14 protein-coding genes are annotated in these 26,581 nt (G+C 71.8%); 13 read left to right on the top strand and 1 reads right to left on the bottom strand.

Annotation, left to right across the window (positions count from 1 at the left end; translation table 11 throughout):
- The first annotated feature begins 148 nt into the window (after positions 1–148).
- From OO67_RS20850 to OO67_RS20835, 4 genes are all read left to right on the top strand, one after another.
- Entirely contained in the window at positions 149–952 is an 804-nt protein-coding gene (locus OO67_RS20850; protein WP_033302811.1) for a type VII secretion system-associated protein, read from the top strand.
- Positions 949–2,235 carry an RICIN domain-containing protein gene (locus OO67_RS20845; protein WP_033302571.1) on the top strand — a complete coding sequence of 429 codons (1,287 nt, stop codon included), beginning with the start codon at positions 949–951 and terminating at the stop codon, positions 2,233–2,235. The genes OO67_RS20850 and OO67_RS20845 overlap by 4 nt, the downstream gene beginning before the upstream one ends.
- Before the next feature lie 146 nt (positions 2,236–2,381).
- On the top strand, positions 2,382–5,693 hold the full coding sequence (locus OO67_RS20840) for a right-handed parallel beta-helix repeat-containing protein (protein WP_033302570.1): 3,312 nt from the start codon (positions 2,382–2,384) through the stop codon (positions 5,691–5,693).
- Positions 5,690–6,937 (top strand): S8 family serine peptidase, encoded by a 1,248-nt coding sequence (locus tag OO67_RS20835; RefSeq protein WP_033302569.1) that lies wholly within the window; start codon positions 5,690–5,692, stop codon positions 6,935–6,937. The genes OO67_RS20840 and OO67_RS20835 overlap by 4 nt, the downstream gene beginning before the upstream one ends.
- Positions 6,938–7,005: 68 nt before the next feature.
- On the opposite strand, the gene eccCa is transcribed toward OO67_RS20835, so the two are convergent.
- Complete coding sequence (eccCa, locus tag OO67_RS20830) at positions 7,006–11,052, bottom strand: type VII secretion protein EccCa (protein WP_244300275.1); 4,047 nt, start codon at positions 11,050–11,052, stop codon at positions 7,006–7,008.
- Between the two features lie 409 nt (positions 11,053–11,461).
- Between eccCa and eccD the strand changes: the two genes are divergently transcribed.
- From eccD to OO67_RS39945, 9 genes are all read left to right on the top strand, one after another.
- Positions 11,462–12,871: a type VII secretion integral membrane protein EccD gene (gene eccD, locus OO67_RS20825; RefSeq protein WP_033302567.1), complete on the top strand. Its 1,410-nt coding sequence runs from the start codon at positions 11,462–11,464 to the stop codon at positions 12,869–12,871.
- Between the two features lie 45 nt (positions 12,872–12,916).
- Positions 12,917–14,527 carry a type VII secretion protein EccB gene (eccB, locus tag OO67_RS20820; protein ID WP_033302566.1) on the top strand — a complete coding sequence of 537 codons (1,611 nt, stop codon included), beginning with the start codon at positions 12,917–12,919 and terminating at the stop codon, positions 14,525–14,527.
- Between the two features lie 467 nt (positions 14,528–14,994).
- Positions 14,995–15,330, top strand: a complete 336-nt coding sequence (locus OO67_RS20815; protein ID WP_033302565.1) for a hypothetical protein — start codon at positions 14,995–14,997, stop codon at positions 15,328–15,330.
- A gap of 93 nt (positions 15,331–15,423) precedes the next feature.
- Positions 15,424–15,732: a WXG100 family type VII secretion target gene (locus OO67_RS20810; RefSeq protein ID WP_033302564.1), complete on the top strand. Its 309-nt coding sequence runs from the start codon at positions 15,424–15,426 to the stop codon at positions 15,730–15,732.
- A gap of 134 nt (positions 15,733–15,866) precedes the next feature.
- Positions 15,867–16,331, top strand: a complete 465-nt coding sequence (locus OO67_RS20805) for a type VII secretion system-associated protein (protein WP_033302563.1) — start codon at positions 15,867–15,869, stop codon at positions 16,329–16,331.
- 127 nt (positions 16,332–16,458) lie between these two features.
- Complete coding sequence (locus OO67_RS39340) at positions 16,459–20,253, top strand: AAWKG family protein (protein ID WP_033302562.1); 3,795 nt, start codon at positions 16,459–16,461, stop codon at positions 20,251–20,253.
- A gap of 179 nt (positions 20,254–20,432) precedes the next feature.
- Positions 20,433–20,885 (top strand): YbaB/EbfC family nucleoid-associated protein, encoded by a 453-nt coding sequence (locus tag OO67_RS20795; RefSeq protein ID WP_033302561.1) that lies wholly within the window; start codon positions 20,433–20,435, stop codon positions 20,883–20,885.
- Between the two features lie 2 nt (positions 20,886–20,887).
- Positions 20,888–21,259: a hypothetical protein gene (locus OO67_RS20790; RefSeq protein ID WP_033302560.1), complete on the top strand. Its 372-nt coding sequence runs from the start codon at positions 20,888–20,890 to the stop codon at positions 21,257–21,259.
- Between the two features lie 81 nt (positions 21,260–21,340).
- Positions 21,341–26,581, top strand: a 5,241-nt coding sequence (locus OO67_RS39945; protein ID WP_037665632.1) for a WXG100-like domain-containing protein, incomplete at its 3' end; no start/stop codon positions are given.

The raw sequence follows: 26,581 nt of genomic DNA, 5'->3' as shown, positions 1-26,581 counted from the left end.
CGTGGGCGCCCGATACGGACCCACCGCCAACTCCAACGGTCGGGGCTCATATGACATCCTGTTGGCTCCCCGTACTGATCGGTGCCGGCGTGCGCTCATGCCGTTTCGGCACCTGATACTGCGTACAGACCCAAGAGTTCAGGTGGAGATGCGGCCCGGAGAACGGCAAGAGGGCGCCAATGGCGCCCCGTTCGTCATTCCCGATGCCTCCGGCCCGGCCGCCGGACCCGACTCCGGCGGCGCCGGGGTGGCCGACGCCTCGGGGATACCCGAGGCCGTGAGGTCCGCTGCCCGCCGGGCGCCGGGGCACTGGGTCGGAGTGGTGGACCCGGAGTGGACCGAGGAGCGGACGCCACCCGAGTGGGCGGTGCTGGGGGAGTGGCAGTCGGACGAGAGCGGGGGCGTGGGGGAGTACCGCGCCAATCCGGAGTACCGTCCCTCGGCGCGGGTCCTCGGCTGGCCGGAGCCCACCGATCCGGTGGACGCGGCAGCCCAGCGAGCCGCCACCGGCTACGGCTCTGTCGAGGCGGCGCTCGCGGCGCTCGCGGAAGCGGACGTCACCGTGGTGCGCGGGCCGGACGGCGGGCCGCTCACGGCCACCGGGCGGGACGGGGCGCCGGTGGTGCTGTTGTTCACCTCATCCGCACACGAGTTCATGTCCGCGGCACTTCACCATGACACCCTGCCGGCACGGGAACTGGCCCGCTCACTGAGAGGTTCCGGCACCATGCTGATGGTCAATGCCGGTGCCGCGGCCCCCCTGTTCGTCCCTGCGGACAGTCTTGTCTCCGTGCGCGCCGCGAGTGACGAGACCGGTTCCGCGGCCGGCGCCCCGGCGGAGGAGGGCATCGGCGCGCCGGACGGCACCGGCGTCCGGGCCGCGTCCCCTTCCGCCGACCGGTCCGTCAACTCTTCCGACATCTGGCCCCACACCACAGGGAGGACCCCGTGACGCGTTCGTCCCAGCAGCCCCCCGCCTCCCCGCGGCCGTCCGCGGAGTCCGCGTCCAAGGGCTCCAAGGGCTCCACGGGCTCCACGGGCGAGGAGACGACGGTGACCGCCGAGTCCGGCTCCACCGCCGCACCCTCCACCCGCACCGTGCCGCCGTCCGAGCCGGCAGCGGCGAGGACCGGGGCAGAGGCCGGAGAGGCCGGCGCGAAGACCCCACCGGCCGGAAAGAAGGCCGAAGCGGCCGAGGCGGAATCTCCGGCGGGAGGGTCCGCGGAGCCCGCGAACACCGGGCCGGACGCCGAGCGGGAACCCGCGGCGGGCGGGGCCGCCCAGCGCGGGACCGGAGCCTCCCCGGGTGCCCGGTCCGAGTCCGAGCCGGACCCCGGTGCCGCTGCCGCCGCCCAGAGCCGGCTGCCGGCGCTGGTGCGGACCATGACCGCCACCGCGATCGGCCGGCCGCAGCAGGAGGCCGGGCCGGTGGGCCGGCCGGGCAAGGCGGTGCTGGCAGGGGCGGCGGTCGCGGGGGCGCTGCTCGTGTCGGTGCCCTTCCTGGTGTTCGCCGGGAACGACGACAAGGACCCCGAACAGCCTTCGGTGGCGGCGGCGGGAACCGTGCTCGACGGGAGTACGCAGGAGACACCGGGAGAGTTCGCGGTGACCCCGCCGGAGACCCGCTCCCCGGACGCGGACGCGGACGTGAAGAACACCGCGAAGCCGGACAAGCCCGTGAAGCCGGTGCAGCAGGCACCCGCCAAGGCCCCGGCCCCGGAGCGTGAGGCGACCGAGGACGCGCCCGGGAAAGCGGCCGACACGAAGGACGAGCCGAAGAAGCAGAGCGACGAGAAGAAGTCCGGCGGTGCGAAGAGCCAACCCGCGAAGGCAGCTTCCGGCGTCACCTTCAGTGACCCCGTCTCCTTCCGCAGCCATCTCTCGGGCCGTTGCATCGACGTCCCGGACCATGACTTCAGCGACGGCAAGGCGCTGCACGTCTGGGACTGCAACAACGCCCCCGCACAGAAGTGGCGGTTCGCCTCGGACGGCACCGTCCGCATCGCCGACAAGTGCCTGGACGTGGCCAACGCGAACTTCAGCAACGGCACCCCCATGCAGATCACCTGGTGCAACGGCAACGCCGCCCAGCAGTTCGCCCTGAACGGCAGCCACGACCTGGTCAACACCGTCGTCGGCATGTGCGTCGACATCGCGGGCGCCAGCCGGAGCAACGGGGCGGCCCTGCAGCTGCTGACCTGCACGGGCAACCCCGCCCAGAAGTGGAGCACCTGACCGCAACGCCTCGACGCCGGGAGCACCGCTCCTGGAACCCGTACGCACCGGGAACGAGGCATGATGGCACCGTCGGCTCGCCGACACGCGCCCCCGGCGAATGGGGGCGTCCGTAGAAGAAGCCGCCGTAGCAAGGAGGTTGGTGCGTGTCGCGCCAGGTACTGTCGGTCGGCCCCGAGGGCCGCTATCGGACGATCGGTGAGGCACTCGCCGCCGCCCGGACCGGGGCCCTCATCAGCGTCCGGCCCGGGACGTACACGGAGAACCTGGTGATCCAGACCAGGGTCACCCTCACCGCGGCCGAGGGGCGGGGCACGGTGGAGATCCGGCCGCGCTCGGGCAGCGTGGTCGCGTTGCGTGCCGACGCCGTGATGTTGTCCGAACTGACCCTGCGCGGCGGTGACGCCGAGCTGCCGGCCGTGGACGTGCGGCGCGGGCAGGCCGCGTTCGACGGCTGCGAGATCGTCGGCGCCGCCTGGACCGCGATGCTGGCCGGCGGGACGGGGTCCCTCGCGCTGCGGAACTGCCGGGTGAGCAACCCGCAGGGCGCGGGCATCGTGGTGACCTCCACCACGCCCACCACCGTCGAGTCCTGCACGCTCGAACACCTGGGCACCAGCGGGCTGGTCCTCGCCGAGCAGGGCGAGGCACGCATCCGTGACTGCACGGTGCGCGACGCCCGTGGCAACGGGCTGCTCGCCAACGGCGAGTCACGCGGCAGTGTCGAGGACTGCGACATCTCCTCCACCGACAAGCCCTCCATCGCCCTGGAACAGAGCTGCGCCGTCTCGGTGGTCCGCACCGTGGTGCACGACACCAGCACCGGCGTGCACCTGAGCAGCACCGGCCGTACGACGCTGGAGGACGTCCGCGTCACCGGCGCCTCCGGAAACGGGATCGCGCTGGCCGGAGGCACCGACCCGGTGCTGCGCCGCTGCCGCGTCTCACGCGTCCGCGGCCACGGTGTGCTGGTCACCGACCGGTCGCGCGGCACCTTCGAGGACTGCTGGGTGGACGGCGCGCAGGGCGCCGCGCTCCGGGTCGCCGGGGCCGCGTCCCCGGCGCTGACCGGCCTGACGGTCCGCGACTGCGACGGGCCCGGGCTCCTCCTCGAGGAGGACTCGGCGCCGGAACTGGACCGCCTGGAGGTGATCGGCGGTTCGCCCGCTGTCGCGGTGCTCGGCGGCGCCAACCCGCTGCTGCGACGGGCCCGGCTGGTGGAGCCCTCCGGTGACGGCATCGCTGCCACGAAGGACGCCCGGGGCCGCGCCGAGGACTGCGAGATCGTCCGTCCGAAGGGCGCGGGTGTGCGCGTGGCCTCCGGCAGCACCCTCTACCTGGCCGGCGGCGGGGTCTCCGACACCGCCACCAGCGGCCTGGTCGTGGAGGACGGCGGCAACGTCACCGTCCGCGACTTCCGCGTCGAGATCTCCGGCGAGGAGGGAGTGGTGGTCGCCGCGGGCGGCGAACTGACCGCCAACCGCACCGCGGTGCACGCGCCCAAGGGGCACGGCTTCCTGCTCCATGAGGGCGCGCTCGCCTCGCTCAGCGGCTGTGAGGCCACCGGCGGCGCCCAGGACGGCTTCCGGGTGGAGTCCACCGCGCCGGTCTCGCTCGTCAACTGCCTCGCCCGGGAGAACGAGGGCGGTGGTCTGGTGCAGACCGCGCCCGGCGAACGGCTCGCGGTGGAGGGCCTGAGCAGCACAGGCAACGGCAAGCGGGACGCGTGGGGCACCGGCAGCGCCGAGAACACCGACCCGGCCGGCTCCGGCGCCGCGGACGCGCCCGCGCCGGACCGTGCGGACGGCCCGCTCGGCGCCCTCAACGCGCTGATCGGCCTGGAGAACGTCAAGCAACAGGTGCGCACCCTGGTCAACCTGACCCAGCTGGCCCAGCGCCGCGAACAACTCGGCATGTCGGCCCCGCCGATGAGCAGGCACCTCGTCTTCGCCGGCCCGCCCGGCACCGGCAAGACCACCGTCGCCCGTCTCTACGGCGCGATCCTGGCCGAACTGGGCTCGCTGCGCAGCGGGCACCTGGTGGAGGTCTCCCGCGCCGACCTGGTCGCCCAGATAGTCGGCGGAACCGCCATCAAGACCACCGAGACCTTCCAGCGGGCCCTCGGCGGCGTCCTGTTCATCGACGAGGCGTACACGCTCACCTCCGACAGCGGCAACGGCGGCGCCGACTTCGGCCGCGAGTCGGTGGACACCCTGCTGAAACTGATGGAGGACCACCGCGACGACGTGGTGGTGGTCGCCGCCGGCTACTCCAACGAGATGGACTCCTTCCTCGGGTCCAACCCCGGTCTTGCGTCCCGTTTCTCACGGACCGTCGAATTCGAGAACTACTCGGTGCCCGACCTGGTCGCGATCATGGAGAGCATGTGCGCCCAGCACCAGTACGAGCTCGGTGAGGGCACCGCGGCCGCTCTGGCCGCGCACTTCGAGGCGATGCCGCGGGACGCGGGCTTCGGCAACGGCCGGGCCGCGCGAGGGGTGTTCGAGGAGATGGTGGACAGACAGGCGGTCAGGCTCTCCGAGCAGCCGCAGGTCAGCGAGCACGATCTGCGACTGCTGCTGCCGGACGACGTGTCCGCCACCGCCGCCGCGACGGCCACCGGCTCCGGGGCGCCGGACGACGACCCGCTGACCCGCCTCGGCGACATGATCGGTCTGGCCGAGGTGAAGCGCGAGGTCGCGGATCTGGTCAACCTCATCACCACGGCCCGCCACCGTGCCGCCGCCGGGCTGCCGGTCCCCTCGCTCAGCAACCACCTGGTCTTCACGGGCCCGCCCGGCACCGGCAAGACCACGGTCGCCCGCCTCTACGGGGAGGTCCTGACGCAGCTCGGCGTCCTCGACCGGGGCCAGCTGATCGAGGCGGCCCGCGCCGACCTGGTCGGCCGCTACATCGGCCACACCGCCCAGCTCACCCGCGAGGTCTTCGAGCGGGCCCGAGGAGGCGTGCTGTTCATCGACGAGGCGTACACCCTCACCCCGCGCGGCGGCGGCGCCGACTTCGGCCAGGAGGCGGTGGACACCCTGCTGAAGCTGATGGAGGACCACCGCGACGAGGTGGTCGTCATCGTCGCCGGCTACACGGACGAGATGGAACGCTTCCTCGCCTCCAACCCGGGCCTCTCCTCCCGTTTCCCGCGCCGGATCGCCTTCGCCGACTACTCCTCGGAGGAGCTGGTCACCATCGTGCGCACCCAGGCCGCGAACATGGGCTACGAGTGCGGACCCGGCACCGGCCCGCTGCTCAAGGAGTACTTCGACGCGCTGCCCCGGGACCGCTCCTTCGGCAACGCCCGCCTGGCCCGTCAGGTGGTCGAGTCGATGGTCACGCGCCAGGCGGGACGGCTCAGTTCGGTGGCCGCGCCCACGCTGGACGACCTGCGCGTCCTGCTCCCCGCCGACGTCACGGCCGCGGCACCGAAGGTGGCACCCCGATGACGAGACCTCCCGTCCGCGAGGCCGCCCGCCTGCTGTCCGGCGCCGGTCTCGCAGCCGCGCTGCTGCTGCCCACGGCCGTTCAGGCACAGGCGGCCTCCCCCTCGCGCGTCCCCGCCGCCGACGGGAAGAAGGGCCAGGAACTGCCCGGTATGCCCTCGGCTCTCGATCCGGAGGCCGAGTTGGTCTGTACCCCCGCCTCCCGCGAGAAGGCGAAGAAGCAGGACTGGTCGCGCCAGCGCCTCGACCTCGACCGACTGCACCGGCACGGCACCGGAGCGGGAGTGACCGTCGCGCTCATCGGCACCGGTGTCGATCCTGAGGCGGCCGGGCTCGGGGGCCGCGTCACGGCTGCGGGTCAGGCCGCGGACGACTGCGTCGGGCACGGTACCTTCCTGGCCGGGCTGATAGCCGGGACCGGCGGGGACAGCCCCCGTCTCGCCGGGGTCGCCCCGGGTGCTGAGATCCTCGCCCTGCGGGGCACCGACCGGCGCGGGCAGGCGGACACCGACCTGGTCGTCGAAGCCGTGCGTGAGGCGACGGCGGCCGAGGCGGACGTGATCGCCGTCGCGGTGGCCCTGCCGCGCCAGGATCCGGCGCTGAGCGGCGCGGTGGCCGAGGCACGCCGCTCGGGCGCCGTGGTGGTGGCCGCGGCCGCCCCGGACCCGCCGGCCCAGGGCGGCACCGAGGAGATCCCGTCGCGCACCTACTGGCCGGCCGGTGAGCCAGGCGTCCTCTCGGTCGCCGGCATGCTTCCCGGCGGCGCCCGCCCGGACGGCTCCCTCCCCACCGGCGGGATCGACCTGGCCGCTCCCGGCGCAGGGGTGGTGTCCGGCGGCCCACGGGGTGACGGACACTACCTCGGGGGCGGCGTTCCGGTCGCCACCGCCTACGCCGCCGGGGCCGCCGCGCTGGTCCGCGCCGCCCACCCCGACGACTCACCCGAGGACGTAGTCCGCCGGCTGACCGCCACCGCCTATCCCGCCGACATCCCGCAGCTGGACGCCTATGCCGCCGTCACCACGGTCCTCGGCGCCCCGGCCGGGCCCGCCGGCGCCGAGCGTGCCGCGGATCCCGTGACCGTCCGCGACACCTCCGCGGCGGACCGGGCGACCGGCCGCGCCACCCTCTTCGTCCTCCTCGGCTCCGCCGCCGTGCTCTCCGTCCTCTGGGCCGGTTTCGCCCTCACCCGGGCCCGCGCGCGGGGATGGCGTCCGGCGGGAGCGGCCGGGACGCCCACGGAGTGAGCTGAGGTCCTGAGGACGAGGACACCCTCCCGAGGCGGGCCTCGGGAGGGTGTCCTCGTCGCGTTCTCTCAGTCCTGCTGCCCCTGGCCCTCCTCCACCAGCGCCGTCTGCATCAACCGCGGCCGGCGGCGGGCGATGTGGAGGGCGCGGCCCGGCGGGAGGTTGAGGGGTTTGGCGTCACCGAAGAGACGGCCCTCCGTGGGCGGGCAGGAGAGCAGCACCGCCGGGTTGTTGGCCTCGTCGAGGCGGCGGATGAGGCCGTCGCTGAGGCCGCGGCCGGCGCCCATGGCGCTGCGGGCGACGATCAGGTGCAGACCCATCTCGAAGCCGAGAGTCAGATTCTCGAAGAGCGGCTCGAAGGGACTCTGGAAGGAGTTGCTGGAGACCATGTCGTAGTCGTCGACCAGGACGAACAGACGTGGGCCGGTCCACCAGTCGCACCGGCGCATGCGGGCCGGGGCGATGTCGGCGCCGGGAACGCGGGCCTTCATGGCACGGGCCGCGCCCTCGATGGTCTCCTTGAGGTTGTCCAGGGAGATCACGTGCCCGATGCGGTACTCCTCGGGGACGGCGTCCACCAGGGTGCGGCGGTAGTCCACCGCGATGATCTTGGCCTCCGCCGGGGTGTAGCGGGCGGTGATGCCCTTGGTGATGCTCCGCAGCAGGTTGGTCTTGCCGCTCTCGGTGTCCCCGACCACGATCAGGTGGGGAGTACGGCTGAAGTCGTGCCAGACCGGTTCCAGGGCGTCCTGGTCGATGCCGAGCGCGAGACGCATACCGCCGCCCTCGGTGGCCTCGGGCGCGGGGAGTTCGGAGAGGGGGAGCCGGTGCGGCAGCATCCGGACCTGCGGGGCGGGTGCGCCCTTCCAGTGCCGGGCGATCTCGGCGACCAGGTGCGTGACACCGTCGCCGAGGTCGTCGAGGGAGCCGCGGCCGTCCAGCCGGGGCAGGCCGGCGAGGAAGTGCATCTTGCTGTCGGCGGTGATGCCGCGGCCGCCGCTGCGCGGCACCGACCGGGCCTTGCGGGTGTCGATCTCGGAGTCCATCGGGTCACCCATCCGCAGTTCCAGGCGGGTGGCCGCCTGGTCACGGACCTGGGCGGACAGCTCCACCCAGCGGGTGGTGGTGATGATCAGGTGGATGCCGTAGTTGAGGCCCCGGGCGGCGAGTTCGTTGAACTTCGGGATCAGGCCGTCGTAGTCCTGGCGGACCGTGGACCAGCCGTCGACCACCATGAACACGTCGCCGAAGGGCTCGTCGGGGAACTCCCCGGCGGCCCGGCGGCGGCGGTAGGACTGCATGGAGTCGAGGGTGTGGTCCACGAAGAACTGCTCACGGCGGGCGAGCAGCGTCATCACCTCGGCGACGGCCCGGTGGACCCGCTCCGGGTTGAGCCGCGCCGCGACCCCGCCGACGTGCGGCAGGGCGGCGAGCTGCGACAGGCCGCCGCCGCCGAAGTCGAGGCAGTAGAACTGGATCTCGGCCGGGGTGTGGGTGAGGGCGAGCGCGGCGATCAGTGTGCGGGCGAGCGTGGACTTGCCGCTCTGGGAACCGCCCGCGACGGCGACATGGCCGCCGGCCCCGGAGAGGTCCACGACCAGCGGGTCACGGCGCTGCTCGAAGGGCTTGTCCACGAGCCCGACCGGTACGCGCAGCCTGCCGGTGCCGGACCAGCCCGCGGCGGAGAGGCCGCGCTCCGGGTCGGAAGCGATGCCGGGCAGCAGGACGTCCAGCGGGGAGGGCTCGTCCAGCGGCGGCAGCCACACCTGGTGGGCGGCGGGGCCGGAGTCGCGCAGCCGGTCGAGTGCCACGTCCAGCAGGGCCTCCTCCTCGGTCTCCGGCTCCGGCTCGGTGGCGGGGTCCAGGGTGCGGGGCACCACCCACCCGCTGGTCCACGGCACCACCTGGCTGGCCACCCGGGCCTGGACCACCGCGCCGGTGCGGCGCCGGTACGTTCCCGAGGAGTAGGCGGCGCGGAACCGGGTCAGGGCCTCCACACCGGACTTCAGATAGCCGCTGCCGGGCTGGGCGGGCAGCTCGTAGGCGTCCGGAACACCGAGCACCCCGCGGCTCTCCATGGCGGAGAACGTACGCAGGCCGATGCGGTACGACAGGTGGCTCTCGAGCTGGTGCATACGGCCCTCGTCCAGGCGCTGCGAGGCGAGCAGCAGGTGTACGCCGAGGGAACGGCCGAGGCGGCCGATCATCACGAAGAGGTCCATGAACTCCCGGTGTGCGGAGAGGAGTTCGCTGAACTCGTCGACCACCACGAACAGGCTGGGCAGCGGTGCGAGGTCCGCCCCCCCGGCGCGGGCCCGCTCGTACTCCAGGGCCGACGTGTAGTTGCCGGCCGAGCGCAAGAGCTCCTGCCGGCGGATGAGCTCACCGTGCAGGGCGTCCTGCATGCGTTCGACCAGTGCGACTTCGTCGGCGAGGTTGGTGATGACGGCCGAGGTGTGCGGAAGTTCCTCCAGACCGAGGAAGGTCGCGCCGCCCTTGAAGTCGACCAGGATGAAGTTGAGCGTCTCCGAGGAGTTGGTCAGGGCGAGTCCGAGGACGAGGGTGCGCAGGAGCTCGCTCTTGCCGGAGCCGGTGGCGCCGATGAGCATGCCGTGCGGGCCCATGCCGCCCTGAGCGGACTCCTTGATGTCGAGGTCCACCGGACGGCCGTCCACGCCGACCGCGATCGGCACCCGCAGCCGGGTGGACCCGGTGTGGCGGTTGAAGAGGGTGTGCGGGTCGTGCCGGTGCAGGTCGGGGATGCCGAGCAGCGTGGTCAGCTCGACGTCGGTGTCCATCGGCTGTGCGATGTCGGTGCCCAGACTCATCCGGCGGGGGGTGAGCAGCCTGGCCAGTGACTCGGCGCCCAGGGGGCCGAGCCGGTCCGGCCGGCCGAGCGGCACGGAACGCTCCTTGCGGCTGCGGTCGGTCCGCACCAGGTTCACCTGGTCGGGGCCGACGGTCAGCCGCAGCGTGTTGCGGCCGGGGCGCCAGCGCAGCGCGCCGGATATGTCGAGGGCCAGGGCGTTGCGGTAGCCGTGCCCCTCCCAGCGGTGCCCCTCGGGCACGGTGACGCCGTCCAGGAGGACGATGGTGTAGGGCTCGTCGCGGCCGGGGCGGGCCTCCGGGTCGAAGCCGGGGCGCTCGGCGAACTCCGCACCGAGCAGATCGTCGAGCTCGGTGAGGTCCGCGGTGATCCGGCGCGCCTGGCCGGCACCGTCCTCCTCGTGCGGGTCCAGCGTGTGCGGCAGCCACTTGGCCCATTCCCAGTCGGGCCGCCTCTCGTCGCTGACGCAGAGGGCGATCCACAGCTCCTCGGGCGCGTGGAACACCGCGAGCTGCCCGAGCACGGCCCGGACCAGGGCGCGTACCGCTTCGGTGCCGGGGCCGTCGCCCTGACCGTCACCGCTCTCACGGGTGTCCGGCTCGGCGGGCTCCTGGCCGGGTGCCTCCTCCGGGCGCAGCAGGATCCGTGCCGAGGAGCGCAGGTAGAGGCCGAGGGGCTGTTCGGGGATCGTGGAGTAGGCGCGGATGAAACGGCGCAGGGCGTGCGCGCAGAGGGGTTCGAGGTCCTCGACGGGGCGGGTGGAGACCGGGCTCAGGGTGAGGGCGAGCTGCTGCTCGCCGACCGCGAGCCGCACCTCACCGAAGTCCTCGTCGGCCGGACGGCGTTCCCACAGCCGTGAGGTACGGGCCAGCGAGCGGAGCGACGCGGGCTCCGGGTGGCGCCAGGCGAGTGCCCGCTGCTGCTCCGCGATGGTGGTGCGGACCCGCTTGCGGATCTGTGCCAGGTATCGCAGATAGTCGCGGCGTTCACCCTTCAGGCGCTGCTTGCGCTCACTGGAGCGGCGCATCAACTGCCCCAGCAGCATGGCACCGGCGGAGAGCGCCATGACGCCCATCGCCAGGTACATGAAGACGCTGTTCCCGCCGCCGGGGCGCAGGAACATCAGCATCATCGACACCGACATCAGCGCCATCGGCAGATAGGTCCAGATCGCCGAGGTGTCGGGCACCGTCTCGGCGAGGACCGGCGGTTCCTGGAGGGTCAATTCGCCCTCGGGCATCTCCGGCCCGCGCCTGCGGGCGGGGCGGCGAAACAGCACGACACTCAAGGGAACAGAACCTCCGGTTCACTGACTTTCCGGCCCGCACCGAAATTCCGGTGCACCCGGTGGTGGAAAAGGCCGCACCGCGCTGATTCTCCGGGTCCCGCATGACGCGCGGTGAACGCCGGCTGAATGTTTCGAGCGGATGGCGGGGGCGGGCAACTTCCATGATGGCCAACCACATACCGGATAAATGGAGCCCGGTCCGCAGCACGACCCGGTGGTCGTAGGCAGTAGTGTGCATTCACGGAACACGACCTGTCCACGCGGGAGTGGTCGTCGCCGGCCCCGCGGAGGCAAATTCCGTGCCAGGCCCCCCGGTTCGCCGCCGGGCAGACCTTCCGTACTGTTCGCACATCCCCACTCGCGGGGAAGTCCTCCTGTCAAAGCCTTCCGGAAGACGAGAGTTCAGCTGATGACCGACAGCGCGGTGGCCGAATCGTGCCGCCTGACCGTACGTGCACCGAGCGTCAGCATCGATCTGGCGGTGCCCGCCGACGTGCCGGTCGCCGATCTGCTCCCCACACTGCTGCGTTACGTCGGCGAGGAGGCCGAGGAGGCCGGACTCGACCACGCCGGCTGGGTACTCCAGCGACTGGGCGACGCCCCGCTCGACGAGGAGACCACCCTGGCCCGGGCAGGGCTGACCGACGGCGCCGTGCTCTACCTGCGCCCGCACACCGAGGCGCTGCCCGAGGCACGGCTCGACGACCTGGTGGACGGGATAGCCGAGACCGTCGGCCGCCGTCTGCACACCTGGTCCCCCGGGGCGGCCCGGGGCCTGCTGGTGGGCACAGCGGTCGCCACCGTGGTCGCCGCCCTCGTGCTGGTGTTCTGGCCGGGGGTGACGACCGCCTCCGGCGCCTCACGGGCGGCCTGCGCGGCCCTGGTCGGGCTGCTCCTGCTCGCGGGCGCGGGCTCCGCGAGCCGCGCGGTCGGCGACCGTGTCTCCGCGACCGCGCTCGGCCTGCTGGTCGCACCGTGCCTGGCACTGGTCGGCTGGGTGCTGCCCGGCGGTGACCTGACCGGTCCGGACGCCGGGCGGGTCGTGGGCGCCCGGCTGCTCGCGGCGGGCGCCGCGGGCGCGGGCGGAGCGGTTCTCGCGCTCGCCGCCACCGCGGTCGGCGCCCCGGCCCTGCTGGCCACCGCGATGGTCTCGGTCGCCGTCGCGATCGCCGGCGCCCTGGTGGGGTACACGGGGCTGGACGCGCCGGCCGCGGTGACGCTGGTGTCGACCGTGGTCGCGCTCGCCGCGGGGGCGGTGGCACCGTTCGCCTTCAAGCTGGCCGGGATGCGGATGCCGGCGCTGCCGTCCACCGCCGGCCAGCTCCAGGAGGGCATCGACCCCTACGCGGGCGACGAGGTCGCCGAACGCACCGAACTGGCCGGACGCTGGGTCACCGCGCTCTTCGCCGCCACCGGCGTCATCGCCGCGGCCGCCCTCGCGGTCCTCGCCGAGACCCCTGACCTGCCCGAGGTGCTGACCGGACTCGCGCTGAGCCTCCTCCTGCTCCTGCACTGCCGCGGGCTGGTGCACATCGGCCAGCGGCTGACACTTGCGCTGCCCGGCATCTGGGGGCTGCTGCTGATGGCCCGGGCCTGGGCGGTGGACAGCACCGCGGACGGTCGCGTCGTGGTCTTCGGGGTACTGCTCGCGGCGGCGGCCGGATTCGTGACCGCCTCCTGGACGGTGCCCGGGCGCCGCGTGCTGCCGTACTGGGGCCGTGCGGCAGAGCTGGCCCACACCGCCCTCGCCGTCGCCCTGCTGCCGCTCGGCCTGTGGGTGGCGGGCCTCTTCGGCTGGCTGCGCGGCCTCTTCGGCTGAGCACATCCGTACGCCGTTACATGGAAGAAGAGTTGAGGAGAGGCTGTGCAGTCCAAGCGCGACCAGGTACAGGCCCACGGTTTCATGATGGGCAGGCTCAGCTCGGGCCTGCTGACGGCCGACCCGGACGCCCCGGAGAGCCCGCTCGGGCGCACCACCCGGGGCGTGGTCTTCGGGGTGCTGGTGACCCTCCTGGTAGGCGCGGGCGCCACCGTGTACGGGTTGCTGCGTCCCGGCGGCAACGACGGCTGGCGTAACGACAGGCACCTGGTGGTCAACCGTGACACCGGTGCCCGCTACCTGTGGACCGGCACCGACGGAGTGCTGCATCCGGTGCACAACTACGCCTCGGCGCGGCTGATCGGCGGTTCCGACCTGGCCACCGTGGACGTGGCCACCGCTTCGCTGAGGGACGTCCCCGTGGGAGCCCCGGCAGGCATCCCGGGTGCCCCGGACGCCCTGCCAGGACCGGGCCAGCTGGACGACGGCGCCTGGCACATGTGCGTCACGGGGCCCGACGGGGCGGCGCCCAGCACTTCCGGAGCGGTGGCGGGCACCGGGGTGGAGAAGCCGGGAGCCACCACCGTGGTCGCGGGAGCGCCACTGGACTCCCGGGGGATCGGTGGTGACCGCGGGGTGCTCGTGCGCGGCCCCGATCGCATCGAGTACCTGGTGTGGAGGGGGAGCAGGCTGGCGCTGGACCGCGCCTCCGATGCCCGTAACGCTCTCGGCTACGGCTCCGAGCAGCCGATGCCGGTCTCCGCGGCCTTCCTCGACGCCCTGGCCCCGGGCCCCGCGCTGAAGCCGCCGGAGGTTCCGGGGCGAGGCGGGAAGGGCCCCGTGCTCGGTGGTGAAGCCAGCCGGATCGGCCAGCTGTTCAAGGTCAGCGTCCCTGGCGGAGGCAGTACGTACCACCTGCTGAGGAAGGACGGCCTGGTGCCGCTGACCAGGCTCGGCGCCGCGCTGGTCCTGGGCGACCCGGCCACCCAGAAGGACGCCTACGAAGGACAGTCGCCCGAGGTGCGCGAAGTCGGGGCGGACGCGCTGCGCGAGCACAGGGCGAAGGACTCGGGCGCCGCCGGATCCGCGGAGCTGCCGGAGACGCCGCCGGCCCCGCAGCCGGCGCCGCGCGGCACCGCGCTCTGCGCGCAGGTCGACGGTGACAACGGCGGTGCCAGGATCAAGTCGGTGCTGGTCCCGCTGGCCGAGCTCGCACCCGTCGCCGTGTCGGAGGGCACCGCCCAGCCGTTGAGGGCGGCCTGTGTCCGGACGGAGGCCACGGTGGTGCGGCCGGGTCGAGGCGCCCTGGTCCGGGCCCTGAACGCGAGCGGCGCCGCGCACGCCGGCACGACCTATCTCGTGGCGGAGAACGGCGTGAAGTATCGCGTTTCGGCCAAGGACTCCCTGGCGGCGCTCGGTTACGCGGACGGGGACATCGGCTCGGTCCCCGCACCGCTGCTGGCGGCCCTCCCCACCGGCGCCGACCTGGACCCGGCCGCCGCCTCAGGCGCCGCGGAACCCAAGGTCACGGCTCCGCAGTGCGGTGCCGCGACGCGGACGGGGCAGGGCGGCAAGAAGGACGAGGCGGACCAGGGGGACCAGGCGGCCTCGGACGGCGTGGCCGGCACGGTGGACCCCGCCGGTTCCACGTCCTGAAGTCCGGCAAAAACCGCATAGGGCATCGAAGAAAGCGGAAGCGGAGAGCCGGCGTGGCCGGCGGTCGAACTCTCGTCGGCCTGCACTCGATTCGACGTGCATCGAGTGTGAAGGGAAAGCTCAGAATTAGCTCAAATTTTTTCGCGGGCCGTATCCGTGAGAGTCTCGCCGCCCGCGCGCCCGCTTCGCCGCGAACGGGCCGCCCCGATGACCGTTTCCGCTAATCGCCTGCCCGTTTACCGACCGTATGGCGTGGTGCGGCGGCCAGTCGGCCCCTGTGGCCCGGCCGGGCGCACGCGCGAGTTCATTTCGTGGAAACCTTTGAACAACTCCATTGCCGTGAAGTGATTCTGACGGCCTGACCAATGCACAAATCTTCTCTGCAAACGTTGCGCCGGACAGTGGATTCTCTTTAGCCTCAGCGTGCAACGGTGCGAGGAGACTCGCCTGAACGAAGGGAGCGTGACATGGCGGACGGTTCCGGCAGGAAAGCGGACTATGCCAAGGGCTTGGGAGGTGTCTCCTCCCTGGAGTCGGCCCGGGCCGCGGTCGAGAAGATCCAGAACAACGTGGCCGAGGTCGCGGCGCGTTCGGGCGTCGGGGGTGACGAGGGCCAGGCTCTGCTGAAGCTCTTCCGCAGCTGGAACTCCGAGGCGCAGAAGGTCGTCGTCCAGATCAGCACGATGATCGACGCTCTCCAGGAGAACGTGACTTCGGCCAACCGCCTGGCGAAGGAGAACCAGGACCTGACCGAGGTGCTCAACAGCAAGACCAGCCAGGGCGTCTTCGAAGCGCTGCGCTGACCCACCCATCTGCGGTACCGGCCCCCCTTCGGGGGAGGCGGGAACCGGTGAGCTTCCCGGGCCTTGGTGCCCGGCCCCCCGAGAGGAGACGTCATGGCCGACGGCATCATCGATGTGCAGTACTCCACGGTCCGGAACGCGATTGAGGAGCTGAAGGGCCAGACCCAGCAGATCATCACGACCCTCAACAACCTGGAGGACGAGCTGAAGCCGCTCGTGATGTCCTGGGAGGGTGACGACCAGCAGATGTACCGCACCGTCCAGGCGGAGTGGGACCAGGCCACCAAGAACATGGCCCTGCTCCTCGGCGACAGTGGCGAGCTGGTCCAGAGCATCCACGACAACCACTCACGCGACGAGCGCAGGAGCGCCGACAACTGGGGCAACGTGCGGGCTCGCTGAGGCCCTCCGTTCGGACCACGCCGGGGCGCGGATGTCCCGGCACGGTCCGACCGTGAGGCCCCTGGGGCCGGCCGGACTCCTCTTCGTCCGGCCGGCCCGTGTCCCGTCCGTACCGAACGGCAGGAGGACGTCCCATGGCTGGTGAGAAGGCCGACGTCAAGCATTTCGACCTCAAGCAGATGGAGAACTTCCGGGACAACGAGGTGCAGCCGGTCTACACCAAGGCGAAGAAGCACCGCGAGGACGGCGACCTGCCCAACATCCGGCCGCTCGGCCACCTCGTCGACGGGCACACCACACCGGACAACCTCACACAGGGCCAGCAGCTTCTGCGCATAGGCAAGATGACCACCGAACCCCTGGTCTCGGGCCCGAAGCTGATCGAGGGCGTCCGCACCGCGGCCGAGGCCATCGACAAGCTGCTGGGCGACCAGATGGACCTCTTCAAGGAGCTGCAGGAAGCGCTCACCGACACCATCGAAGAGGCCAACAAGACCAAGGACAAGAACCTGAACGCGATCGACGCCCAGACGCTGCTGCAGACCTTCGACGAGGTCGACACGCTCACCAGCGGGTCGTCGGAGACAGAAGGCACCTGATTTCGTGCCCTGTGCGCCGGCGGTGCCTCGGCCGCCCGGCACACGCACGTGAGAGACACCCGGCTGCACGCCCTCGGCTGAGGGCGGTGCGCCGGCACGGACGACAACTGACCTGAAAGGGTGCCCGGTGGCCGATCGGTACGATCCCAACTCCGTCGCCAACATCGACAAGTACGACGACGTCGGCGGCGCGTCGGCCGACACCTGGGCCACCCTGGTCACCCACATCACCGGCTATCCGGTGCCGGACCGTGCCACCGTCTTCGACAAGCTGCGCTCCGACCACGGCGGCAAGCTCTTCCGGATGGACATCAAGGAGCGCAGCCTCAGCCTGCTCGTCAAGGACTCCGGCTTCCTGCAGAACAAGGGCCAGGACTACGACATCTGGTTCTTCGACAGCGGCAAGAAGCGCTCCATCATGCAGGCCCGGATCGTCTTCGAGGGACGGGTGAAGGCCGGGGAGGAGATCATCTTCGCCGGTACCGACTCCAACGATGTCGAGAACGTGCAGGTCCGTGAAGGCAACGAGTTCACGGACTACAACAAGGACAAGATGAGCACCATCCCGCTCGCCCAGTACATGAACGGGCCGCGGGCGGCGCTCCTCGCGCTTCTCAAGGGCGGCACGGAGAACGCGCGCTTCAGCAACCTGGGTGTGTCCGACGAAGCTGTGGTGGACCTGAACTCCTTCAACACCACAGGGGAGTCCTTCGACTTCGCGGCCAAGTTCTTCAAGGACCACGCGCCGCTGCTCAAGGACTGGGAGGACCGCTTCGGCCGGGACGACGCCAGCTGGAAGGGCGAGGCGGCGGAGGTCTTCCGCAGCCTGCTGAAGAAGATCCGTGAGAACTACGACAGCTATGTCGAGACCTTCAACTCCTCGGCCGGCACCGGAGACGCGGCCGGAACGGGCAACACGGTGTACTCGCGTGCGCTGTCCCTGGGCCGCTCGTACCTGGTGGACGCCGCCAACAAGCTGTTGGAGGCCTGGCTGAGCTGGGCGAAATCCTCGTACTACGACCCGCACCGGGTGCTGCGCTACGTCCTGGACGACCTCGCCCAGTGGGTGGACACGAACAACGTCGCCATGACTGACATCAAGTCCTACACCACCCGGTACATGACGACCGTCAGTCACAGCCCGAAGGGCGGCTTCTCCCAGGTGCACCCCGACTACGGAGACCTCACCGACATCGCCAACTGGGCGAAGGTCGGCGACAAGGCGGTCGAGATCTGGAACAAGGGCGTCGACGAGTACCTGGTCGGTCCCGCCAAGGAGGTGCAGTCGGCCCTCAACAACCACTTCCTCGAACTGGGCAAGGACTTCTCCGACAACGTGCCCAAGCCGAAGTCGACCAGCACGGCTTCGGAGGACTACCAGGAGAGGAAGCTCGAGGAGGAGAAGGAGGAGGTCAACCGGCAGAACGAGGAGAACCGCAAGTACCAGGACGAGTTGCGCGAGGAGCAGGAGCGGCAGCGCGAGGAGGACAGGAAGTACCAGGACGAGCTGCGCGAGGAGCAGAAACAGCAGCGCGAGGAGGACAAGAAGTACCAGGACGAGCTGCGCGAAGAACAGCGGCTCGAGCAGGAAGAGGCCAAGAAACTCCAGGACGAGCTGCGGAACGAGCAGAACCAGCAGCGCGAGGAGGACAAGAAGTACCAGGACGAGCTGCGCGAGGAACAGCGGCTCGAGCAGGAAGAGGCCAAGAACCTCCAGGACGAGCTGCGGAACGAGCAGAACCAGCAGCGCGAGGAGGACAAGCAGTACCAGGACGAGCTGCGTGAGGAACAGCGGCTCCAGCAGGAAGAGGCCAAGCGGGAGGCCGAGGAACAGCAGAGGATCGTGGAGGAGAGCCTCGGTGGGATCAACGATCCCAACGCGGTCAAGGAGCAGAACCTCGACGAGCTGCTGAACATCCCGGTCACCGAGAGCAATGGTGACCTCGGGAACCTCAACGGCCAGGGCGGCACCGACGACCTGAACCAAGTGGTGTCCGAGGAGCTCGGCAACCTCGGCGACGTGAACAACCCGGGCGGTGAGAACCAGTCGCCCACGGCGGTCGCACCGCCGGTCGCCCAGAACCTGGGCAACCTCGGAAACCTCAACGGCCCGGGAGGGACGAGGAACGCCACCGACGCGGCCAACGAGGCGATCACCCAGAACCTCGGCAGTCTCGGTGACCTGAACAACGGCGCCGGCGGCTCCCTGGAGACTCCGACCGGTGGCAGTACGCAGCTCAGTGACGGCGCTCTGACCACCGACTTCCCGGATGGCTCCAGCACGGCCTTCGACCCGGACAGCGGGCTGCTGACCACCACCCACCCGGACGGCAGTGTCACCACGCAGGACCTGGGCGACGGCACGCGGGTGACCAACCCGGACGGGTCGGTCACGTCGCTGGGTGACGACGGCAAGCTGACGACGACGTTCCCCGACGGCACCACCCAGGTCGTGGACCCGACGACCGGTCAGGCCACGTCCACCGCCCCGGACGGTACGACCACGACCGAGAACCTCGGCAACCTGGGCGGTCTGAACGGCGCCGGCGGGTCCCTGGAGACTCCGACCGGTGGCAGTACGCAGCTCAGTGACGGCGCTCTGACCACCGACTTCCCGGATGGCTCCAGCACGGCCTTCGATCCGGACAGCGGGCTGCTGACCACCACCCACCCGGACGGCAGTGTCACCACGCAGGACCTGGGTGGCGGCATGGAGGTGACCAACCCGGACGGGTCGGTCACGTCGCTGGGTGACGACGGCAAGCTGACGACGACGTTCCCCGACGGCACCACCCAGGTCGTGGACTCGACGACCGGTCAGGCCACGTCCACCGCCCCGGACGGTACGACCACGACCGAGAACCTCGGCAACCTGGGCGGTCTGAACGGCGCGAACGGTCTCGGCGACCTGGGAGACCTCGGTGGCATCAACGGCCTGGAGACCCCGACGGGCGGGCACACCGCGCTCCTGAACGACGACTTCGCCACCACGTTCGCGGATGGCAGCAAGGGCGTCTTCGACCCGGAGAGCGGGATGTTCACCAGTACCGGCCCCGACGGCTCCACCGTGGAGACCGACCTCACCCACGGGGCGAAGGTCACCAACCCGGACGGCTCCACCACCTTCCTGGACGAAGGCCGGCTGAACACCACCTTCCCGGACGGCAGCACCCAGATCATCGACCCGGACACGGGTGTCGCCACCATCACCGACCCGCAGGGCAGGACCGAGACGGTCGACCTGAAGGACCTCAACACATCTGTCGGCCTGGACAGTCCGGGCACCATCGGGGATCTGGGCGGCCTGAACGACCTCGGCAGTCTCGACGGCCTCGGCGGTCTCAACGGGTCCGGCGGAGGCATCGGTGGCGGCGGTACCACCAGCAGGGACGTGGCGTTCTCCGAGCTCGGTGTCGGCGGTGGCCAGGGAAGCACCGCGGTCCCCGGCGGCGGCCTCTCCGGGGCGGGCTCCGTCTCCCTGAACGGTGGCGCGGCCGGGGTCGCCCCCCTCTCCGACAGCGCCACAGCCGGCGCGGGCGCCCCGCTCGCCTCCTCCGCGGCCGGGGGTGCCCCCGGCGCCCCGGGCATGCCCGGCAGCCCCGGCATGCCGATGGGCGGCGGCATGGGCGGCATGGGCGGGGGCGGCGAGAAGGGCAACGGCGAGCGGGTGCGCGCCGTACTGGTCGACGCGGCCGAGGAGAGCGAGCGTCGCAACCGGCGCCGACGCAGCCCGTGGAACCGGCAGGAGGACAGCGACACCTTCCTGGCCCCGGCCTCCCGGGTGACGACCACCGGCGGTGATTCCCAGGAGGAGGCGACGGAGCCGGGCCGCAGGCCCACCACTTCCGCCGACTTCCTGGAGGAGGACGCGGACGTGTGGGGCACCGAGGAGGGCGGCACCCCGTCCGTGATCGGCCGGTGATCCCTGCTCAGGTCCGGCGCGGCGGCGCGCGGACGAGGGCCCCGTCCGACCCCGGCTTTCGCGACGGGGCCATCACCAGGCAAGATCATCGGAGCAGTTGACGCCGGTGACCGGGACCGGACCCCGTCGTCCGGACGTACGGACGCACGCAGAGACCGACGGAGAGGAAGGGAGCGAGCATGACGGAACCGCTGGAGAAGCGACTCGAGAAGGCCATGGCCGAACTGCAGGCGGCCCAGGAGGCGGTCGCGCGCACAGAGCGTGAGCTGCGGACGGCGTCGTTCGCGGCGCTCTCCTCCGACCGCGCGGTCCGTGCCACGGCGGGCCCGCAGGGTGAGCTGACCGGGATCGACTTCCTGGAGAACAAGTACCGCGACATGTCCCCGCAGGAGCTGGCCGCCAGCGTTCTGGAGGCGGCGAGCGCGGCGCGCCTGAAGATGAACCGGCACGTGATGAAGGCGATGGCGCCCTTCGCCGAGCCCAGCAGCAACGTGCCGGAGCTGAAGGGTTTCGAGATGGACTGGGAGCGCATCTTCGGTCCCGAGGTGCTGCGCGAGGACGACGGGGACACGGCACGCGGTCAGACCGCCCCCGCCTGGCGGGACGCGCTCGGCGACGAGGGAGAGGACTGACGATGGGACAGCGGTACTACGTAGACCCGCATCGCATCGAGGCTCTGGCGAAGCAGCTGGAGGAGATCGGCACCCTGACCAGGAGCATGACCGAGGAGTTCCTCGACGAGCTGGCACCCACGGTGAAGTGGCCGGGCACGGAGGGCGAGTTCGCGGAGAAGGCCAGGCCGCAGGAGCAGAAGGAACGGCAGACCACCAAGGACACCATGCTGTCCATCCGCGATGCCCTGGTGGGCATCACCGACGCCACTCTCGGTCAGGTCCGGATGATGAAGGACACCCGGGACCGCAACATCGAGGACGTCGAGCAGGGCACCAACCGCATCAACACCGACGGACTCGACGGCGGCCCAGGCGGGCATGGGCGCCGCTGACCGACGCGCCGCAGGCCGCTCCCGCACCACGCCGGGAGCGGCAGCTCCGTCCTGCCCGCGCGGGCTCCTGGACGGTCCCCGATGAGCATCCAGGTGTCGCCCGAAGTCAACGCGATGATCTTCATCCTCACCGGGGAGAGGCTCATGGACGCCGACGAGGATCTCGCGTACGAGAGCCGTCGGCCCTATTCCGGCCTCGGCCGGAAGCTGGACAGGCTGTCCTCGCTGATCGACAAGTCGGTCCACGACATCGGCGAGTCCATGCCGGACGACCTCGCCAAGTCGTACGGCAAGGCGATGGGCATGCTCATCGACGACGGCGGCAAGAACTACCTGCGCGACTTCGCCGAACAGCTCGACAAGATCGCCGAGGGCCGGCGGAAGACCTCCATGGACATCATGGAGTCCAAGTGGCAGGTCATCGCCGAGATCATCAGGCTGCTCATCGAGATCACCATCTATCTGGCGTTGTCCTTCTTCACCGGAGGCGCCTCGGCCAGTCAGATCATGCTGGCCAAGATGCGCAGCCGGTTCTTCATCCTCACCACGCTGAGCCACCTGCTCCAGCGGCTGCACCTCGCGCCCTCGCTGACCGAGGCGTTCGCCGAGGCGTTCACGACCTTCGCGGTGCGGCTGGCGATGATGAACTTCGCCCCGGACGGCCGCCGCCCCGACGGCATCGACTGGAGCGACATCGGCAAGGCCGCCGCGTTCGGCGCCGCGGCGGGCCTCTTCACCAGCGTCTTCGACGATTTCGCGAGGAGCATCGTCAGGAGCTACGACAACAACTTCCTCAAGAACAACCCGGACCTCGACTTCAAGAACAACCCCAACCTGAAGAACAGCCCGGACCTCGACCTCCCGAACAACGGTCCGAACCCCAAGCCGAACCCCGACCCCACCCCGAACCCCGACCGCGACCCCCTCGACCGCCCCGGCCCCACCCCGAACGGGAACGGCCCCGACCTCTCCGGCAACGTGCCGGTCACCTTCCGGAACAACCCGCTCTCCTTCCGGAACAACACCGAGCTGTGGCGGAACAACCAGCTCCTGCGGAACAACGCCGACCGGCCTGGTGCGCTGGCCGGGCACTACGGACTCAAGGGGACGGCCGACTTCCTCGCCGCCGGCTCCGGTGAGGCGCTCGCGGAGATCCTGATCAAGGGCGCCTTCGAGGGCGACTGGTCCACCAGCTGGTCGACCTTCGTCGGCGCGGGCATCAGCAGCCAGGTCGAGGCCACGCTCAGCGACACCGCCGTGAACAGTGCCGCCGAACTGCGCCACGCCATCGACAAGTTGCGCCACCAGCCGCCCACCGTCTCCAGCGGCGACAGCGACGCCGACAGTCCTTCGCGCTCCGGTGGCGGTTCCGACCGCGCCGAGGGTCCCTCGCGTACGGACACCACGGGCGGCGACGGCCCCACCCTCGCCCCGTCCCCGCCGGTCACCCCGCAGACCACCGGACAGGGGGACGTCGCCGGCAGCGAGTCGCCCCCGCCCTACACATCCGGGACTTCGCCCCACTTCTCCGAGAGCCCGCCGCCGTACACGACCCTGGACCCGCCGCCGTACTCGCCGGGCGCGCTGCCCGTGACCGCCGCCCAGAACGAGCTGTGGCAGCAGGTCCACCACGGTTCGGCAGAGGTCCGAGAGCAGGCGCTGCGTGACCTCGCCGCGCTGCGCGGGGCCCAGCCGCCCAGCAGCGCCGAGATCGGTGTCCGTGACGGACTGCACGGCAACCTGTCGCAGCTGCCCGAGGTCCGGGTGGTGCCCGCCGGGAACAGCCCCGCCACCCAGGTCGACACGGACGAGGTCCGCCGCGCGCTCGACGGCTTCGGTACGCAGGTCTCGGTGGAGCCGCCGATCACCGTGGGCGCAGCTCCCGTCACGGCGGACACCGCCACGCCCGGGAACGGCCCGACCGCGGTGGGCGCGCCGGGCACCTCCGGCAGCAGCCCCGTCACGGCTCCGGGAGACACCGCCGCGCGTCCCGCCGGGGGCCAGGCCGATCCGGTGGTGGACCCCGGCCCGGACGCACGGTTCGACGACGTGGCCGAAGAGCAGGGTGCCGCGTCCGGGGCTCCGGAGAACGTCGCCGTGGATGTACCGGCGAACTCTGCCGTGACGCCTCCGCAGAACGACGTCCAGGAGACTCCGGGGAGCGAGGCCCAGGGGCCACCGCGAAACGACGTCCAGGAGTCCCAGCGGAACGACGGTTCCCGGGACGCCAGGACCCCGGAGTCCCTGGACGACGCGGCCGGACAGGACAACGGCTCCCGGGACGGCGGCACCCAGGGATCCTCGGACGAAGCGGCCGGGCAGAACGACGGTACGGCTACGCTGCCCGCCCAGGGGAACAGCGCTCCCGTCGCCACCGGCGGCAGCCCCACGAACTCCGCCGCATCCGGCCCGGGCGCCGGAGCCCGGCCGGGTGGCGTCCCCACCGCCGGAGGCGGCACGGCTCCCTCCGCCACATCGCCCCAGGGCACCCGCACCCCGGACGGCGTGGCACCGGTGGACGGCTCGCCGACGGCGGCGGACGACTCCCCGCAGAACACTGCGCAGGCCGCCGGGTCGACCGGTGCCGGCGTCACGCCGCACTCCGGAGACGGTGACCCTGCCCCGGCCGTCAACCCGGCCACGGCGCCGGCCGTCGACACGACCGCCGTCGTCACCGGGACCGGCGACCCCGCCCCCGCCACCGATCCGGCGGTCGACACCACGACCGCTCCACCGAAGCTGAGCACCACCGGATCGTTCGACAGCACCGGCGACGTACGCGATGGCGATGACGCGGCGGGCGTGCGCGAGGGCAGCGGCACAGCGGACGTGCGCGAGGGCAGCGGCACAGCGGACGTACGGGAGGGCAGCGGCACAGCGGACGTGCGCGAGGGCAGCGGCACAGCAGACGTACGGGAGGGCAGCGGCACAGCGGACGTACGGGAGGGCAGCGGCACAGCGGACGTACGGGAGGGCAGCGGCACAGCGGACGTGCGCGAGGGCAGCGGCACAGCGGACGTGCGCGAGGGCAGCGGCACAGCGGACGTACGCGAGGGCAGCGGCACAGCCGACGTGAAGTCCGGCTCCACCCGCGCCGGGAACCTCGAGCCCACCTCGGCGGCGCCACTGACCATCGTGGTCTCGGCGGTGCCGCCGCCGGGGGAGGGGTCGCCGGAGGCGGCCGAGCTGCTGGACGGGGCCGGGACCGACCGGGCCGTGGTGCTCGGACCGGCGGTCACGCCGGACGGGGCAGGGCGCCCGGTACGTGCCGCGGTCGAGCTGACTCGCGAGGGGCCGGGCGCCCCGGTCCAGGTCCGCCCGCTCACCGGTCCGGCGCCCGCCGCGACGGCTGACGGCACCACCGGCACCACCACGGACACCGCGTTCCCCGGTGCGGACGTGCTGCTGCCGCTCGCGGATGCCCTCGGCCCGACGGACCGGCCCGCCACCGAGAGCACCGCGACGGCCGACAGCGACCCGTTCGTCACCTCCACGGACATACCCCCGTCGGTGGCGCCCCCGGAGAAGTCGACTCCCGCACACAGCAACGGAGTCGGTCCGGACTCCACCGACACCGCCGTATCCGCCCCGGACAAGCTCGCGACCCTGTCGCGTCCCTGGACCGAGACGGCCTCCGAAGTGCACCTTGAGTCGGACAAGGGCGACCGGGGCAATGCCGTGACCGGCGGAGAGGCCTCCAGCCCCGGCGCAGGACACGGCACCGGCACCGTGGGCATCACCCCGCCACCGCCCGTTCTCTCCTCGTCGAGCGGCACCTCCGCGACGCCGTCCGTGCCACTTCCCTCGCCGTCAGCCCGGGTCGTCGTACGCCCCTCCGACGGCGGTGCCGTCGACGGCGAGGGCAACGGTCCCCGGCGGCCGGCGGCCGAGCCTTCCGTCGTCACCCTGGACGGCCTCACGGTGCCGCTCAGTCAGGTGCGGCGCCTGGTGCCGGATGCGACGGTGCAGCCCCCGCCGGGCCGTGCCGTCCACACGCTGACCATCTCGCAGAGCCCGGCTGAGGACGGTACGGCACGTGACGCGGGGCGTCGGGCGCTGATCGGCCAGGACACCTTCCGCGGCGTACGCACCGTGTCCACCGCCGGCTCGTCCGCCCTGCCGCCGTCGACGAACCCCGTCGCGGGGACCGAAGGGGCGCCGAGTACCACCCGAACGGTCTTCACCGGGCCGCCGGCCCCGCTCCCCGGTGCCGGCACCGGACGGGGCGCCGACTACCTCGTGAACCACGGCACTCCCCGTACCGTCACGCTCGGCACCGAGGACGCGGCGCGGCCCAGCGTGGAGGTCAGCGGTGTCCAGCTCGGCAAGCTGCTCAAGTCCTGGGCGGTGGACGGCGATGAGGGCCGGCCGCTGGTGCTGTACTCCTGCAAGACCGGACAGCAGCCGGCGATCGCGGGCCTGCCGGTGGCGCAGCACGTCGCGAACGAAACCGGGCGGTCGGTGTACGCGCCGACAACCGAGGTGGGTACGGCCCGCGACCAGGACGGCGAGGTCCGCGCGGTGCTCACCGAGGGCACGGACGGGCCGGGGCGGTGGCGGCTGTTCACGCCGGAGCCCAGCGGCACCGACCTGGACCGGTCCGCCCGCGATGCCGGTCTGCACTCGGGCCCGGGCCCGGCGGACGTGTTCGCGCGCGCCCGCACCCTCCAGCAGGTCCGTACGCTGCGCGACGCCCTCGGACCGGACGCCGAACAGCGACCGGAGAACGCGGAGTTGCTCGCCGGACTCGCTTATGTGGACGGTCTGCGATGGCTGGACGCGGACAGCGCGGCCCGCTACGGAGACGGCCGCATGACCCCCGATCTGCTGCGCCGGATGGTGACCGACTGGCACACCGTCACCGGCAGCACGACGGCTGGTCCCGCCGCCGACCTCACTCCCGCGCAGTACACCGCGTTCCTGCGCGCGGCAGCCGGCTTGCGGGCGGATGCCGGCCCGGGCACCACGCTCGGCGAACTGCTGCCGGCACCGCCGCCCGAACTCCCCCCGACCACGCTGGTTTCGCGGGAGGACGTGCGCGGACTCGCCTACGCGCCGTCGGCGGAGGTCGTCTGGTCGCTGTCGGGTGCGCCGCTGCCGCTGTCCGATCTGGCTCTCGGCCCCGAGGACACCGCCGAGCTGGCGCGTCGCCTGCAGGACCCGGCGCCCACGGACACCGTCGACAAGGGGAAGCCGACGCCCCCTCCGCTGAACCCGACCGACGTCAACTCCTACACGGCTCGGCATGCGTACGGGATGCCGGAGAAGGCTTTCAAGGGGTTCCGTGATCTGGCGCGGGACAGGAACGTGGTCATCGACGTT

Source organism: Streptomyces atroolivaceus, from assembly GCF_000717025.1.
GTDB lineage: Bacteria > Actinomycetota > Actinomycetes > Streptomycetales > Streptomycetaceae > Streptomyces > Streptomyces atroolivaceus.
The sequence above is the reverse complement of the archived record's forward strand: the minus strand, read 5'-3'. Positions and strand labels throughout refer to the sequence as shown.

What these genes read in the sequence shown, in the direction of transcription:
- OO67_RS20850 (WP_033302811.1), top strand. Translation starts at nt 149, where the DNA reads ATGCGGCCCGGAGAACGGCAAGAGGGCGCCAATGGCGCCCCGTTCGTC.
- OO67_RS20835 (WP_033302569.1), top strand. Translation starts at nt 5,690, where the DNA reads ATGACGAGACCTCCCGTCCGCGAGGCCGCCCGCCTGCTGTCCGGCGCC.
- eccD (WP_033302567.1), top strand. Translation starts at nt 11,462, where the DNA reads ATGACCGACAGCGCGGTGGCCGAATCGTGCCGCCTGACCGTACGTGCA.
- OO67_RS20815 (WP_033302565.1), top strand. Translation starts at nt 14,995, where the DNA reads ATGGCGGACGGTTCCGGCAGGAAAGCGGACTATGCCAAGGGCTTGGGA.
- OO67_RS20810 (WP_033302564.1), top strand. Translation starts at nt 15,424, where the DNA reads ATGGCCGACGGCATCATCGATGTGCAGTACTCCACGGTCCGGAACGCG.
- OO67_RS20805 (WP_033302563.1), top strand. Translation starts at nt 15,867, where the DNA reads ATGGCTGGTGAGAAGGCCGACGTCAAGCATTTCGACCTCAAGCAGATG.
- OO67_RS20795 (WP_033302561.1), top strand. Translation starts at nt 20,433, where the DNA reads ATGACGGAACCGCTGGAGAAGCGACTCGAGAAGGCCATGGCCGAACTG.
- OO67_RS20790 (WP_033302560.1), top strand. Translation starts at nt 20,888, where the DNA reads ATGGGACAGCGGTACTACGTAGACCCGCATCGCATCGAGGCTCTGGCG.